This is a genomic window from Sporomusaceae bacterium (assembly GCA_031460455.1).
Classification (GTDB): domain Bacteria; phylum Bacillota; class Negativicutes; order Sporomusales; family UBA7701; genus Anaeroselena.
Genome location: JAVKTQ010000001.1, coordinates 282,720 through 297,864, shown reverse-complemented (window position 1 = coordinate 297,864; position 15,145 = coordinate 282,720). Strand labels below are relative to the sequence as shown.

At 58.0% G+C, this 15,145-nt stretch carries 16 protein-coding genes; all 16 read right to left on the bottom strand.

All coding sequences use genetic code 11. The features are described from left to right. Window positions 1–11: 11 nt before the first annotated feature. The 16 genes from RIN56_01625 to fliM all read right to left on the bottom strand — a co-directional run bounded on the left by RIN56_01625 (window position 12) and on the right by fliM (window position 15,144). Complete coding sequence (locus RIN56_01625) at window positions 12–497, bottom strand: chemotaxis protein CheD (GenBank protein ID MDR7865481.1); 486 nt, start codon at window positions 495–497, stop codon at window positions 12–14. Further along, window positions 497–1,120 (bottom strand): chemotaxis protein CheC, encoded by a 624-nt coding sequence (locus tag RIN56_01620; GenBank protein ID MDR7865480.1) that lies wholly within the window; start codon window positions 1,118–1,120, stop codon window positions 497–499. The genes RIN56_01625 and RIN56_01620 overlap by 1 nt, the downstream gene beginning before the upstream one ends. A gap of 34 nt (window positions 1,121–1,154) precedes the next feature. After that, on the bottom strand, window positions 1,155–1,622 hold the full coding sequence (locus tag RIN56_01615) for a chemotaxis protein CheW (GenBank protein ID MDR7865479.1): 468 nt from the start codon (window positions 1,620–1,622) through the stop codon (window positions 1,155–1,157). A gap of 11 nt (window positions 1,623–1,633) precedes the next feature. Then, entirely contained in the window at window positions 1,634–3,697 is a 2,064-nt protein-coding gene (locus tag RIN56_01610) for a chemotaxis protein CheA (GenBank protein MDR7865478.1), read from the bottom strand. Window position 3,698: 1 nt separating this feature from the next. After that, window positions 3,699–4,754: a chemotaxis response regulator protein-glutamate methylesterase gene (locus tag RIN56_01605; protein MDR7865477.1), complete on the bottom strand. Its 1,056-nt coding sequence runs from the start codon at window positions 4,752–4,754 to the stop codon at window positions 3,699–3,701. A 171-nt stretch (window positions 4,755–4,925) separates the two neighbouring features. Continuing rightward, on the bottom strand, window positions 4,926–5,813 hold the full coding sequence (locus tag RIN56_01600; GenBank protein ID MDR7865476.1) for a MinD/ParA family protein: 888 nt from the start codon (window positions 5,811–5,813) through the stop codon (window positions 4,926–4,928). Between the two features lies 1 nt (window position 5,814). Then, the gene (flhF, locus tag RIN56_01595; protein MDR7865475.1) at window positions 5,815–6,921 is read right to left on the bottom strand and encodes a flagellar biosynthesis protein FlhF; all 1,107 of its coding nucleotides are present in this window, start codon (window positions 6,919–6,921) and stop codon (window positions 5,815–5,817) included. Continuing rightward, the gene (gene flhA, locus RIN56_01590) at window positions 6,922–8,985 is read right to left on the bottom strand and encodes a flagellar biosynthesis protein FlhA (GenBank protein MDR7865474.1); all 2,064 of its coding nucleotides are present in this window, start codon (window positions 8,983–8,985) and stop codon (window positions 6,922–6,924) included. It lies immediately after the preceding gene. Between the two features lie 97 nt (window positions 8,986–9,082). Beyond that, window positions 9,083–10,228: a flagellar biosynthesis protein FlhB gene (gene flhB, locus RIN56_01585; protein MDR7865473.1), complete on the bottom strand. Its 1,146-nt coding sequence runs from the start codon at window positions 10,226–10,228 to the stop codon at window positions 9,083–9,085. Continuing rightward, the gene (fliR, locus tag RIN56_01580; GenBank protein MDR7865472.1) at window positions 10,182–10,961 is read right to left on the bottom strand and encodes a flagellar biosynthetic protein FliR; all 780 of its coding nucleotides are present in this window, start codon (window positions 10,959–10,961) and stop codon (window positions 10,182–10,184) included. The genes flhB and fliR overlap by 47 nt, the downstream gene beginning before the upstream one ends. 19 nt (window positions 10,962–10,980) lie before the next feature. Then, complete coding sequence (gene fliQ / locus RIN56_01575) at window positions 10,981–11,250, bottom strand: flagellar biosynthesis protein FliQ (GenBank protein ID MDR7865471.1); 270 nt, start codon at window positions 11,248–11,250, stop codon at window positions 10,981–10,983. 12 nt (window positions 11,251–11,262) lie between these two features. Next, window positions 11,263–12,003, bottom strand: coding sequence for a flagellar type III secretion system pore protein FliP (fliP, locus tag RIN56_01570; protein ID MDR7865470.1), 741 nt, complete (start codon window positions 12,001–12,003; stop codon window positions 11,263–11,265). A 25-nt stretch (window positions 12,004–12,028) separates the two neighbouring features. After that, the gene (gene fliO / locus RIN56_01565; protein MDR7865469.1) at window positions 12,029–12,547 is read right to left on the bottom strand and encodes a flagellar biosynthetic protein FliO; all 519 of its coding nucleotides are present in this window, start codon (window positions 12,545–12,547) and stop codon (window positions 12,029–12,031) included. Window positions 12,548–12,581: 34 nt separating this feature from the next. Next, window positions 12,582–12,944 (bottom strand): response regulator, encoded by a 363-nt coding sequence (locus tag RIN56_01560; protein ID MDR7865468.1) that lies wholly within the window; start codon window positions 12,942–12,944, stop codon window positions 12,582–12,584. 39 nt (window positions 12,945–12,983) lie between these two features. Beyond that, on the bottom strand, window positions 12,984–14,147 hold the full coding sequence (fliY, locus tag RIN56_01555; GenBank protein MDR7865467.1) for a flagellar motor switch phosphatase FliY: 1,164 nt from the start codon (window positions 14,145–14,147) through the stop codon (window positions 12,984–12,986). Then, a complete protein-coding gene (gene fliM / locus RIN56_01550) occupies window positions 14,140–15,144 on the bottom strand; it encodes a flagellar motor switch protein FliM (GenBank protein MDR7865466.1) in 1,005 nt (334 codons plus the stop codon). Before fliM ends, fliY begins: the two co-directional genes overlap by 8 nt. Window position 15,145: the final 1 nt, after the last annotated feature.

Genomic DNA, 15,145 nt, shown 5'->3' with positions numbered 1-15,145 from the left:
CGATCCCCCGGTTACAATTCTTTTTCGCCCTTATCGATCGTCTTAATACGGAAAACGCCGCTATCGAGCTTCAGCTCCACCGTACGGCCGTAATTGCCGCCGCAGTCCTCGGCAATCAGCCTCAGCTCGAGTTTCTTCAAAATCACGCGCACCGTTTCGCTGTTGCGCTCCCCGACCCGCATAATATCGGTCGCGTTCGCGAACGTGAACATCTGAGCCCCGCCGGCGATCTTCGCCTGCAGGCGGTTCCTCATAGCCCCCATCTTCACCAGATCATTCAACATCAGCGGTAAACACGTATCCGCGAATTTGGCCGGATTCTCCGTCGAACGGGCCTGGGTGCTGTCAGGCAACATAATATGCGCCAATCCGCCAACCTTGGTCACCGGATCGAAAAGAGCGATACCGACGCAGGAACCGAGACCGTAGCTGATAAGACTGGCAGGCTCGCGGCCGACCTTATAATCGGCCATACCAACCTTGATTAATTCAGCCATTATTCCTTCACCCCTATTGCCGCGAGAATGGTTCCCAGCGAGCCGGGATCGGGGATGAGAAAGAAATGGCCCTTGACGCCGCCGTCGCCCTCGGTGGAAAACTCGGTCTCGATAACGAGAGCGTGATCGCCCATCTGGCCAAGCTGGCTCAGAATGACGCTCAGGATAGCTCCCGCCATATCCATCGCCAGGGCGGGAATCGACGGCAACAGAGTAAACTTCGTGAAAAAGGACAGCGCGTTCAAATAAGCGCCGGCCAGAATATTGCCTATTTCCAAAAGAGCGGATTCGTCCATCGAATCGAGGTGATCGGTCAGCCCGCGCTCGCGGCCCATGAGCATATCGACTAACGCGAAAGCGCTCTCGCGCGGAAGCAGAAACAGGATGCTGCTCGGCGCCGGGCCAAAAACGCGCAGGTACACGCCGGCCACCATGATCTCCGGCCCGCCCACCACGTCAGGCACATCGCCCAGCGGCAAAATAGCCACCTTCGGCACCGTCATATCGATCTTGCGATTGATGATCTGCGACAGCGCCGTAGCCGCGTTGCCCGCCCCGACGTTGCCCACCTCTCTCAAAGCGTCCAACTGGAGCACCGAAAGGTTCATAATATCTTCAGACAACACATCCACCTCGTTCGGTCAGAATCAACGATGATTAGCCGGCCTTGCCAACCTCGGCGCCGAGGCCGACAATAGCGGTAAGATTAAGGAGAATCAGCAGGTTGTCGTCCTGCTTGCCCACGCCGCTCAGATACTGCGCGCTCACACCGCCCACCACCGTAGTGGGCGGCTCGATATTCTCGCCGCTCAGCGTCGTTACCTCGGAAACCGCATCCACGATCAGGCCGACGGCAATCTCCTCCACCTTGACAATAATAATGCGGGTATCCTCGGTATAATCGGTCGGCGGCAACTGGAGGCGCTTCTTCAGATCGATAACCGGCAGCACGCTGCCGCGCAGATTAATGACCCCCTTGATAAAATCCGGCGAATTGGGCACGCGGGTAATGTCAAGTATCCGCTTGATCTCCTGCACCTGCAAAATACTGATACCGTAATCCTCGCGGCCGAGCTTGAAAATAACCAGCTGTATTTCCCTGTCCGCGTAAGTACTTTCGGCCATCTCTATCCCCCCTACTGCATTATCGAGCCGACATCGAGAATAAGCGCCACACGCCCGTCGCCGAGAATCGTGGCCCCGGCCAAAACCTTAATCGAAGCCAACAGCTTACCAAGCGACTTGATGACAATCTCCTGCTGGCCGATCAGCGTATCGACAATTACCCCCGCCTTCTGCTCGCCCATATGGACGATAACAACGTAAAGCTCCTCGGCGCCCTCGTTTCCGGACTCAGGCACGCCGAGAACGTTGCCCAGGCGAACGATCGGGATAATCTGCCCGCGCAGGAGGATAACCTCCTGATTCTGAATCGTCTTGATATCCCCGGGAGTGATATTGATCGTACTGTCAATCGACCCGAGGGGAATAGCGTAAATCTCCTCGCACACCTTCACGAGCAGCGCCTGGATGATAGCCAGCGTCAGCGGCAGCCTGATCTTGAAGCGCGACCCCTCGTTGACCTTGGTCTCAACATCCACCATGCCGCCCAGAGACTCGATCTTCGTTTTCACCGCGTCCATGCCAACGCCGCGGCCGGACACGTCCGTCACCACCTTGGCGGTCGAGAAACCGGGCAGGAACAGCAGGCGGACCGCTTCGGCGGCATCCATCTTCTCAGCCTCGGCCTGGGTGATCATCCCTTTTTCCAAAGCCTTCTGCTTGACGACCTCCGGATTAACGCCCGCGCCGTCGTCCTCGACCATGATAATGACATTGTTGCCCTCATGACGGGCAATCAGCCGTATCTCGCCGACCGGATTCTTGCCCTTGGCCTCGCGTTCGGCCGGGCTCTCGATACCGTGGTCGATAGCGTTACGCAGCAAATGGACCAGCGGATCGCCGATCTCGTCGATGACGGTACGGTCGAGCTCGGTCTCCTCGCCCTGGATGATAAGATTGACCTCTTTGTTCAGATCGCGCGACAAATCGCGTACCATACGGGGGAAGCGGTTGAAAACCTGCCCTACGGGCACCATCCGGACCTTCATGACAACAGCCTGCAGATCGGTGGTAACCCGGTCCATCTGCTCGATCGTCTCCGTCAGATCGGTAAGGCGGTGGCTAAGGCCGATCTGCTCCAGCCTGGTCTTGTTGATGACAAGCTCGCCAACCAGATTCAAAAGCGTATCGAGCTTATCGATATCCACGCGGACAGACTGGCCGCCGCGGACTTTCTTATCGGCCGCCAGGGGCGCATCAGCCGTCGGCGGCGCATCCAGTTTGGCCGCAGGGACCTCTGCTTCAGGCCTGACCTCCGGCGCGGCAGCGGGCTTGATCGCCGGCGCAGCGGCGGCGGCAGGAGCCGCGTCCGGAATCGCCAGCGGTAGCACCGTCGCCGACTCGATCTCCGAAATTGCCAGCAGCGCCTGCTGAACCTTCTCCGGCTCGGCGTCGCTCAGCGCCACAACCGAAAAACTGTAATCGAAATTCTCCTTTTCCAGTTCCTCGGCCGGCGGGACGCTCTTGATAACATCGCCAAGCTCGTCGAGAGCGTTCATCACCATATACGCCCGCGCCGACTTCAGCAGGCAGCCCTCGCGCAGGCCCACCTGCACCTCGTAAGCCGCGTAGCCCTGCCGGCTGGCGGCCTTGATGACATCAATCTCCGTATCGTTCAAAGTAATGCCGGATGAAGTCGCGACAACGGGAGTCGCGGCCTTCGTCGCGGCGGCGGCCGGCGCAGCCTCCTCCTGATCCTTGCCGGCGGCCAGCTTGATAAGTTTGGCGACCAGCGGCTTGATATCCACCGTTGCCTCGCTATTGCTGGCGATGCTCTCCACCGATTGCTCCAGGGTATCCAGGCATTTGAAAAGCGTGTCGATGATCGCGGGCGAAGCCTTCAGTTGCCCCTTGCGCAGTAAATCGAGGACATTTTCCATCTCATGGGTAAGCTCGGCAATCGCCGTGAACCCCATCGTGGCCGACATGCCCTTGATAGTGTGAGCGCTGCGGAATATCTCGTCAAGCACCGACAAGTTGCGCGGATCGTTTTCAAGACTCAGAAGACATCTGTTCAGTGTCTGAAGGTGTTCGCGCGACTCCTCCAGGAACATCCCCATGTATTGATTTAACTCCATTTTACACACCTCCGTGTTTGCTCTGCAGGTGTTTGACGATTTCGCCGGCGACACCGGGCAGCGGCACGACTTTATCGACTATCCCCAGTTCGATAGCCGCTTTCGGCATACCGAACACCACTGTGGTCGACTGATCCTCTGCAATGGTAAACCCTCGTCCCGTTTTTATCGCCTTCATCCCCCGTGAACCGTCGGCGCCCATCCCCGTGAGGATGACGCCCACCGCCCGCGGCCCGTAGATTCTAGCCACCGCCTCCATCGTCGGGTCGACAGAAGGCCGGTGGCCGCCGATCGGCGGCTCCTGGTGGAGACGCACCACCGTCTTGTTCCCCTCGCGCACCAGCGTCATGTGGAAATCGCCGGGGGCGATGACCGCCAGGCCGGGCCGGAGCACATCGCCGTTCTCGGCCTCCTTGACCGACAGGGGCGACAGAGTGTTGAGGCGGTCGGAAAGCGACTTGGTAAACCCTGGCGGCATATGCTGCACGATAACCACCGGGCAGGGCAGATTCCCCGGCAGACGGGTAAGAACTTCTTGCAGGGCCCGCGGGCCGCCGGTCGAAGTCCCGATCGCGACAATCCGCTCGTCGTGGCCGGGCGCGAACGCCGGAGGCTGGGGGGGCGGCGGCGCCGGCGGCGCCGGCGGGCGGATAAGCTGCCTCACATTGGCGCGGGCGGCAGTGCGGCATTTGGCGAGAATCTCGATCCTGATCTGATCAATGCTCGAAATCGGGCCGGCCGTCTTGGCGACGAAATCCACGGCCCCTTTTTCCAACGCCTTCAGCGTGGCATCGGCGCCCTCGCGGGTCAGGCTGCTCACCATCACCACCGGCGTCGGCGCCTCCCGCATTATCGTCTCCAGGGCGCTGATGCCGTCCATGACCGGCATCTCAACATCCATCGTCACGACATCGGGGTTCAGGCGTTTGACCTTATCGATGGCGTCCTTGCCGTTGCGGGCGGCTTCGAGAACGGTAAAATCACTCTCGGCGGCGAACAGGTCGGATAACACTTTGCGCATGAAAGCGGAGTCGTCGACAACAAGTACTTTGATCACAGCTATCCCACCTCCCGTGAAATTACGGACAAATACCAGCTAAATACAATGCCATTATTGTATATTTCCATAATTTTGTCCCGCTACCTCTCGAATTTTCGACAAATTTACAGAAACCGTATAAAAATTGCGTTTCATCGTCATAATCGCCGCCTTTTTGACACATTCCGGTCAGCGGATCAGATCGAGGAACTTGCTGAAGAACCCCTTGATGCCGGTCGGCTGATTGACCTCCTTGCCGTACAGCAGCCGCTGGGCGATGTGATCGATACAGCGGGCGGCAATCGTGTCCGGGTGGGCGACCATGACCGGCACCTGGCTCTTGACCGCCTTCAGCACGTTCGGATCCTCGTAAACAAACCCGAGATTGGTGACGCCGACCCCGAGAAACCGCTGCGACACCTTGCCCAGCTTATCGACGACCATCTGCCCCTCGTCCATCTCCAGCACCCGGTTCACCACCAGGCGGAGCGGCGCGCGCCCGTAATGGGCCGCATACGCCTTCATGACCGCATAAGCGTCGGCGATCGCGGTCGGCTCGGGGGTCGTAATGATAATCACCTCGTCGGCGGCCATCACAAAATTGAGGACATTGCGGTGCAGCCCGGCGCCGGTATCGATGAGAATGACATTGGCCCACCGGTCGAACAGCACCACCTGATTGATGATCTTCTGTATCTGGGCATCGGTCAAGTTGGCCAACTCATAGATGCCCGAGCCGCCGGACATAAACTTCACGCCCCGCGGGCCGTCCATCACGACATCGTTAATGTTATAACCGTCGTCGAGCAGGTTGAGAAGATTGTACTTGGGCGTCAGCCCAAGCACGAACTCCACATTGGCCAACCCCAGATCGGCATCGATAATAAGCACCTTCTGCCCCAGGTTGGTTAACGCCAGAGCCAGATTGACGGTAAGGTTGGTCTTCCCCACCCCGCCCTTGCCGCTGGTGACGGTGATGACGCGCGCCCGTGAATCGGGCTGCTTTATAATCGGGCTCTTGGCCGCGGTCTGGTAGCCTTGCGCCAGTTGCCGCAGCCGCTCCGCTTGATCGCGCATGTCAGTCCCTCAAAATCATATTAGCAAGCTTGGCAGGATTCGCCAGTTCGATATCGTCAGGCACATTCTGGCCGGTCGTAATGTACGACAAGGTAGTCGGGAACTGGTAAAGCAGATTGAACAGCGTGCCGAGATTGGTCGCCTCGTCGGTCTTCGTAAACAGAAACTTCTGCGGCGAACAGACGGAAAAACGGTTGACCGTTTCCAGCGCATCGGCGTACTTGGTTGTCGTGCTCAGTACCAGGTGGGTTTCGATATACGGGTCTACGGCAAGCAACGCCTGCAGTTCGGCCAGTTGGTAATGATTGCGCGGACTGCGCCCGGCGGTATCGACGAGCACCAGCCGTTTATCGCGGTGCCGGTACAGGGCGGCCTTCATCTCGTCGGGCGTATAAACAATCTCAAGCGGCACATCGATGATATCGGCGTACGTCTTGAGCTGTTCTACGGCGGATATCCGGTACGTATCGGCGGTCACCACCGCCACCTTGAGGCCCTGACCGAAAGCAAAATTGGCGGCCAGCTTCGCGATCGTCGTCGTTTTGCCGACCCCCGTGGGGCCAATAAAAGCCACTACTTTGCAGCCGGACTCGGGAACTACGATGCCCTCCACCCGCTGCAAGTGATTCGTCAGCCGCTCCAGCAGCAACTGGCGAACGAACGCCGGATTGTTGCCCGTAAGCGGTCCCTCGTCAGGCAGACCCTGAACGAGATTCTCGGCGATCGCCGCGTCGATATCGTTCTTCACCAGCAGATCGTACAAAGGGTGATGGTGCTTCTCCTGGCGCGGCAGTTTGGCCAGCACCTGCTCGATCAGCTTGCGCATATTGGAAATCTCCAGTTGGAGAGCGGTCACCTTGGCGTCGTCATCGCTCGGCCGCTGCAGCACAACCGCCGGCTGGGCGGGCGCCTTGCGTTCCGGAGCGGGGGCCGGCGGCGGCGTATCGAGCGCGGCCATCACCTCCACCATCTCCCTGCCGAAGAAGCCGAGGAAACCGCCGCGACGGAAACGGCGCGTATGAAGGATAACGGCGTCCCGCCCAAGGTCGCCCTTCACCTGGGCCATGGCGTCCTGTATATTGCTGGCGGTAAAAACCTTGACCTTCACTTAAATTCTCACCATCCCAACGGCTTGTACTTCGATCTTCGGGTCCAACTCGGCGTAAGAAAGAACAATCAGATTCGGCGCCACCCGCTCTGTCACCTTGCGGAAATATAGCCTCGTCGTCGGACTCGCCAGTACGACCGGCTGATAGCCAAGATTAGTGAGTTTCGGCAACTCGTTCGACAGGCTGTTGACGATCGCCTGCACAGTCGACGGGTCGAGAGCGACGTACGAACCGTGCTCGGTTCGCTGAACCGCGCCGTTGATCAGATTCTCGAGCTGGGGGTCCACCGTCAGGCAGGCCAGGATATTGTTATAGATAAACTGGCGCGATATCTGACGGGCCAACGCGTGGCGGACATACTCCGCCAGCACCTCGGTATCCTTCGTGGCTGTTGAATAATCGGCAAGTGTTTCAAGGATGGTAACAAGGTCGCGGATGGAAATCCGCTCACGGAGCAGATTCGCCAGCACCTTCTGGATGTCGCCATACGACATCAGATTGGGCACCAGCTCGTCCACAACCGCAGGATTAGTCTGCTTGACAGACTCTATCAGCGTCTGGACCTCCTGCCGGCCGAGAATCTCGGCGGCGTGGCCCTTAATAACCTCCGTCAGGTGGGTCGCCAGCACCGACACCGGATCGACGACCGTATAGCCCGACAATTCCGCCTGTTCGCGCTCGTTCTCCTGGATCCACAGTGCGGGCAGGCCGAACGCCGGCTCGAACGTCTCGACGCCGCTGATCTCTTCCGCCACCGTGCCGGGATTCATGGCCATATAATGATCGGGCAGCAGTTCGCCCTTGGCCACCTCCACCCCGCGCAGCTTGATGACGTACGCATTGGGCTTGAGCTGGATATTGTCGCGGATGCGAATAGTCGGCACCACCAGGCCGAGTTCGAGAGCGCACTGGCGGCGGATCATCACGATCCTGTCCAGCAAATCGCCGCCCTGGCTCACGTCCACCATCGGAATGAGGCTGTAGCCTATCTCCAGCTCCATCGGGTCGACCGCCAGCAGCGAAACGACATTCTCCGGCTTGCGCACCTCTTCGTTCTCCTTCTCCTCGCGGCGGGTAATCTCCGTTGCGGCGTCGCTCTTGGCGGTGCGCATCAGCACAAAAGCGATCGCCCCGCAGAACAGGCTCAGCACTAAAAACGGGAACCCCGGCAGGCCGGGCACCAGCGCCAGACCGGCAAGCACGGCGGAGGCGATCATGAACACGCGCGGATTGGTCAGCAGCTGGCCGACGATATCGTGGCCGAGATTGACGTCGGAAGCGGCACGGGTAACAACAATGCCCGTCGCCGTCGAAATAAGCAGCGCCGGGATCTGGTTGACGAGACCCTCGCCCACCGTCAGGAGCGTATAAGTGGAAAGCGCCTGAAGAAGATCCATGTTGCGCTGCAGCATACCGATGCCGAACCCGCCGACAATGTTGATAATAATGATAATGATCGCCGCGATCGCGTCGCCTTTGACGAACTTGCTGGCGCCGTCCATCGCGCCGTAAAAATCAGCTTCCCGCTGGATATTGCGGCGGCGCACGCGCGCCTCGGCGTCGTTAATAAGGCCGGCGTTAAGATCGGCGTCGATGCTCATCTGCTTGCCGGGCATGGCGTCCAGCGTGAAACGGGCGGCCACCTCCGCGACGCGCTCGGCGCCGCGGGTGATGACAATGAACTGGATAATGATGAGGATGACGAACACAATGAACCCGACCAGCGCATTACCGCCGACGACAAAATTGCCGAACGCCAAAATCACATCCCCGGCGTAGCCGTCCAGCAGAATCAGCCTCGTCGACGACACGTTCAGCGACAGGCGGAAAAGCGTCGTTATCAGCAGCAGCGACGGAAAAACGGATAATTGCAGCGGTTCGGTGTTATAAATCGACACCATCACGATAATGAGGGCGAAGGTAATATTCAAAGTAAGCAAAATATCGAGAAGCACCGGCGGAACGGGGATAATCATCATCACGACAATGGTGATGACGGCGATGGCTATGAATATGTCGCTATAGCGTAAAATCGACGCGAATGGTGAAGTTTGCGCAGCCACCTATCGCCGCTCCTTCCTGTGCGCGCGCCTGCGGCACCTACTGCCTGCAGACGTGCTGCGTAATAGATATGTTCCGAGAGTTTACAACCGCCGGCGGTCAGGACAGCCGCCTTTTCAGCCTGAACACATAAGCCAGCACCTCGGCGACAGCCTGGTAAAGCTCGGGCGGGATGGTCTCCCCCACCTCTACGGTCGAATACAGTGCGCGGGCCAGCGGCTTGTTCTCAACCACCGCCACCCGGTTCTCCTTCGCCACCTGCTTGATGCGCTCGGCCAGGAAATCCTGCCCCTTGGCGATAACCACGGGCGCAGCCATCTTCTTATCGTATTTTATCGCCACCGCAAAGTGAGTCGGATTGGTGATAACCGCCGTGGCCTGCGGCACCTCCTGCATCATCCGCCGCATCGCCATCGCCCGTTGGCGTTCCTTGATCTTGCCCTTGATCTGCGGGTTGCCCTCCGTCTGCTTGTACTCTTCCTTGACCTCCTGCTTCGACATCTTCAGGCTCTTGTTGTGCTCCCACCATTGATAGAAATAATCCGCCGCGGCAAGGACGAGGATGACCATGCCGATCTCCAGCGCCAAATCGGCTACCAGGCCGGCGGCGTAACGGAGCGAATCCGCCAGATCGGCGCCGATGAGCTGAGGCACCATTGCTGTCTCGCGCATAATGAAGCGATACACGAAATACGAAATGATGCCGATTTTCAGCAGCGCCTTGACCATCTCGACCATCGAGCGCAGCGAAAACAAGCGTTGGAAGCCTTTAACAGGATTGATGCGATCAAGCTGCGGCATCAAGGGTTCGAATGACAGGACGAACCCCACCTGGAGTATATTCACCGCCAGCGAAATAACCAGAACAGTTAGCATCACCGGCAGGACAGCCTTCAGAAAAACAATGCCCAGGTGGATAATAAGCAGATAAACCTGGTTGATGGTGAAATCGGCGGTGGTCAAATTAGTGAACATGAACCGCATATAAGAGAAAAGCAGGTCGTACATATACGGCCCCAGCATCTTCAGCGCCAGGAACGCGGCCAGGATGACAAACGCCGAGCTGATCTCGTTGCTCTTGGCGACCTGGCCCTTTTGACGCGCCTCTTCCTTACGCTTCGGGGTGGCCTCTTCCGTCTTCTCCTGATTGAAAAGCTGCAGGTCGAAAACGGTCAGCTTGTACCAGTGCTCTTTGCCGTCAGCGGACAGCCGCCAAGAGGCGGTAGAGGTCCTGATACATGCCATTGAAACCCACCTCCATCACCGCAATATAGAACGGCAGCGCCATCATCATGGCGAAAATGCCGATAATCAGCTTAGCCGGGATACCCACGACGAAAATATTCATCTGCGGCATCGTGCGCGCCAGAATGCCGAACGCCACATCCGCAAGAACCAGCGACGCCAGCACCGGCACCGTTATCTTAAACGCGAGCGTGAAAGCGCCGCTCACCAAATCAACGATGAACCCCGCCAGCGAAGCCGGGATAACCACCCCCGTCACCGGCACCAGCTTGAAGCTGGCCACCAGGGCGCTGAGCATCACATGGTGACCGTTGGTCGCCAGCAACACCATCAGCGCCAGGATATACTTGAAATTGCCCAGGAGCGGGATCTGCTGACCGAATTGCGGATCGAACACATTGACGATACCGAAACCGATCTGCATATCGAGAACATGGCCGGCCATCTGGACGGCCTGCATAATAAGCGAACTCACAAAACCGAAAATAAGTCCGAGCAGGAACTCTCCCGCCACCAACGCGGCATAAGCCAGCATAGCATTGGGGAGCACAACGCTGGCGGAATAAACCGCCGGGAAAAGAATATACGACAGCAGCAGCGACAGGCCGGCCTTGGCGTAACCGGGGATATTCGTGCTGCCGAGAAACGGCGCGACCGAAAAAATACCGGTGATGCGGGCGAAAATCAGCAGGAAAAAACTCGTCTGATTGAGGAGAACCGCAACAATATCCACCCGCTCTTGCCACCCCCGCCTAGCGAATCATCTGCGGCAAATTAATAAGCAACTCGCGGGTATACCCGACCATCAGGCTAAGCATCCACGGCCCGAACAGCAGCACCGCCACGAACACCGCCACGATCTTCGGCACAAAACTGAGCGTCTGCTCCTGAATCTGGGTAATCGCCTGAAAAATGCTGACAAGAATGCCCACCAACAGGCCCAGACCGAGCATCGGCGCCGAAACAAGCATCACCATCACCAGCGCATCGCGGCCTATCTGAATAGCCAAATCGTTGGACATGCCCGTACCCTCCTAGTTGAAGCTCGTAACCAGCGACCGGATAACCAGATGCCAGCCGTCGACAAGAATAAACAGCAGAATCTTGAACGGCAACGAAATCATAACCGGCGGCACCATCATCATCCCCATAGACATCAGCGTACTGGCCACGACCATATCGATGACGATAAAAGGAATATAAATCAGAAAACCGATCTGGAAAGCGGTTTTCAGCTCACTGATCACGAAAGCCGGGATAAGCGACGACGTCGGCACATCCTCCTGGGAATTGGGCCGGGGCGCGTCGGAAATATTGATAAACAGCGCCAGATCGTTCTCCCGCGTCTGTTTGAACATAAACTCGCGCATCGGCTTCATGGCCGCCGTCAGCGCGGCATCCTGGCTCATCGTGCCGGCGATATACGGCTGCAAAGCATTCTGGTTCACCTGGTCCCAATAAGGCGACATCGTAAAAAACGTCAAAAACAGCGCCAGCCCGACCAGAACCTGATTGGGCGGCATCTGTTGCGTCGCCAGCGCGCTGCGCAGAAAAGACAGAACAACGATAATCCGGGTGAAAGAAGTCATCATTATTAAAATTGACGGTGCCAGCGAAAGCACAGTCAATACGAAAAGAACCTGAAGGCTCAAAGCGACATCGCGGGGATTGTTGGCCGCTTCCACGCCGATATTTATATTGGGCACAGGGACAAGAGGAGCGCCCTGTACCGCCGCCTGCACAAGCAGGCAGAAAAATGCGGTCAAGCCGGTTATCGTTGCAAGGCGTCTGGACACTAGCTTACCTCTTCTCGCGATCGATTTCGTTGTCACCCCGGCTGTACTGTCCAAAAACACCCGGGAACTTGTTGGACATTTGCTGTAAAGATGCAAGCTGTTTCTTAAAAACTGCGTCGAACTGGCTCGGCGCCAGCGCCGGAGCCGTAACCCGGAGTTTCTCGATCATCGCGGGATCGGTGACCTCCTGCAGAAAATTGACGCTATGATCGGTTACGCCCAGGACCAAAAATTTGCCGGCCACCTCCACCACAAACACCCCCCGGTTTTGGCCGAGCGGCAGAGATACCAGCACCCGGTTGTCGCCTGCGCCGCTGAAACGCCCCATCCTTTGTCCCAAAAAGCGGGACGTGAAGAAAGCGAGCGCGATAACAACGGCAAAGGTCACCAACAATGTAATCATATAAGCGATAGTCGAAAGCCAGGTCGAACCGGCCGGCTTAGGTTCCTGATAAGGCAGGTACTCCCCGCCCTGCCCCGCCGCCAGCACCGTGCCGCAAAGGCAGAGCAGCGCCACAAGCACGGCCGCCCCCCGCCAAAAACTAAGTCTGCTCATATCAACCGATGGCTTTGCGGATAGCTTCCAACACTCTGTCCGGCTGGAACGGCTTAACAATGAAATCGCGGGCCCCCGACTGGATCGCCTCGATAACCATCGCCTGCTGGCCCATGGCGCTGCACATGATAACCTTCGCGCCGGCGTCGATCTTCTTAATCTGTTTAACGGCCGAAATACCGTCCATCTCCGGCATAGTAATATCCATCGTCGTCAGATCGGGGCGCAGCTCCTGAAACTTCTCCACCGCCTTGACGCCGTTCTCCGCCTCGCCCACGACCTCGAAACCGTTCTTGGTCAGGATATCCTTAATCATCATCCGCATGAAAGCTGCATCGTCCACAATCAGGACCTTAATTGCCATAGCACATTCTCTCCCTCTCAAAATTTCGTCGTCTGTCAACTACTGCAGGGCTGTCCGGTCTAGCTGGCCGATAATCTCGGTGACCCGCACACCGAAATTCTCATCGATAACCACAACCTCGCCTTTGGCGATCTGTTTGCCGTTTACCAGGATATCCACAGGTTCGCCGGCCAACTTATCGAGTTCGACCACCGAACCGGGAGCGAGTTCGAGAATCTCGCGGATGAGCTTGCGGGTCCGGCCGAGTTCCACCGTAACCTGCAGCGGCACATCCAGAATAAGGCCGATATTCGTATCTCCCACCGGCAGCATCGCCGGCTTCAGCGGCGCGAACTGCACCGGCTGCACCACCACATTGGGCGGCAGCGCGGCCGACGCCATCGGCATCGCCACCATCGGCTGCGCAGGCATCATCGGTTGGGGCATCGGCTGGTGCATCGGCTGGGGGATGGGTTGCGGAGCCGGGGCGGCCGCGGCCGGCATCGGCGCGGGAGCCGCCGGGGAAGCGGGCGCCGCGACCGGCTGGGGCGCGGCATTAGCTTCCACCACCCCGATCAGGTTAGCCACCATCTCCTTCGCCACATCGAGCGACACCAGTTGCATGATCTGGCTGTCGATCAGATCCTCGACCTCCATGCGGAAGGAAACCTCCACCATCGGCGCATCGGGGCTCGTCACACTCGTAATAGTCGTGTCCTCCGAAAAATCCAAAAGATTGCAGGCCGGCGGCGCGATATCGATCTTCTTCTTGAAAACCGTCGACATCGACGTAGCCACCGAACCCATCATCTGGTTCATCGCCTCGGACACCGCGCTCATATACAGCTCGTTCAGCTCAGACGGAGGATTGGTCCCGTCGCCGCCCATCATCAGATCGGAAATAATCAGCGCATCCGACTCGCGGATCGCCAGGATATTGCTGCCGATAAGACCGTGGGTATAACCCACCTCGATAACCAGATACGGCAGCGGATACTGTTTCTTGATCTCGTTGATGCTCGAAATACGGACCTTCGGCGTAGTGATGGACACGCGGCGGCTCAGCAGGATCGACAGCGTCGTCGCCGCGCTGCCCATCGAGATATTGCCTATCTCGCCCATCGCGTCCTTCTCGATATCGCTAAGATCCCCCTCGCTGCTCGCGACAGGTTCTCCGCGCAGCAAAGCGTCTATCTCTTCTTGCGAAAGAAAGCCGTTATTCATCACCATCATCTCCTTTGGCGATAATTTCCGTTATCTGCACCGCCAGCTTCTTGCCGGAAATTCCCGGCGTGCACCGGAATTTCTCGTTACTGCCGACAGTTATTCTCAGATCCTCGTCCGCCCTCGTCTCCAGCTGGAGCACATCGCCGGGGGCCAGCCCCAGCAGCTCGTGGACGTTCACCCCGATACTGCCCAGCTCCACCACGATCGGGATCAGCGTTTTCTCCAGCTTGCGCTGCAGGGCGCTTATCCCCTCGTCCGTCGCCTGCTTGGCCATCGACGAAGCCACCCAATAAGTCGTCGACAGCTTCGACATAATCGGCTCAAGCACCAGATAAGGAATACAGATGTTCAGCAACCCTTCCGCCTGGCCGATCTTTGTCTGCAGCGTAATTATGACCACCATATCGTTGGGCGGCACGATCTGCGTAAATTGGGGATTGGTCTCGATGGCATCCATCCGCGGCTCGAGGGTGATCACCTGCTTCCACGCCTCCGCGAAGCTCTCCAGCGTCTTAGCCAGCACCCTTTTAACGATGACCTCCTCGATATCGGTAAGCGGCCGGGGCTTGGCCGGAGCGGCGCCCGGACCGCCGAACAGGCGGTCGATGATCGCGAACACGATATTCGGGTTAAGCTCCAACAGCACGCTGCCCTTCAGGGGGCGCATCTGGAAGATGCTGATAACGCTGGGGTTTGGCAGCGAGCGGATGAACTCCTCGTATGTAAGCTGGTCGACCGAAGCCACGTTGATATTCACGAACGAGCGAAGGTGGGCGGCCAGGTACGTATTGAGAAGGCGGGCGAAATTCTCATGCAGCATGTATAAAGTGCGAATCTGGTCCTTGGAGAATTTGTCGGGGCGTTTGAAATCGTAGACCTTCACCTTACGCTGGGTCTGCTCGATCTTCATATCTTCCGCCGAAACCACGCCGGTCGACAAAGCCGATAAAAGCTCGTCTATCTCCGACTGGGAAAGCACGTCGGCACCTGCCACA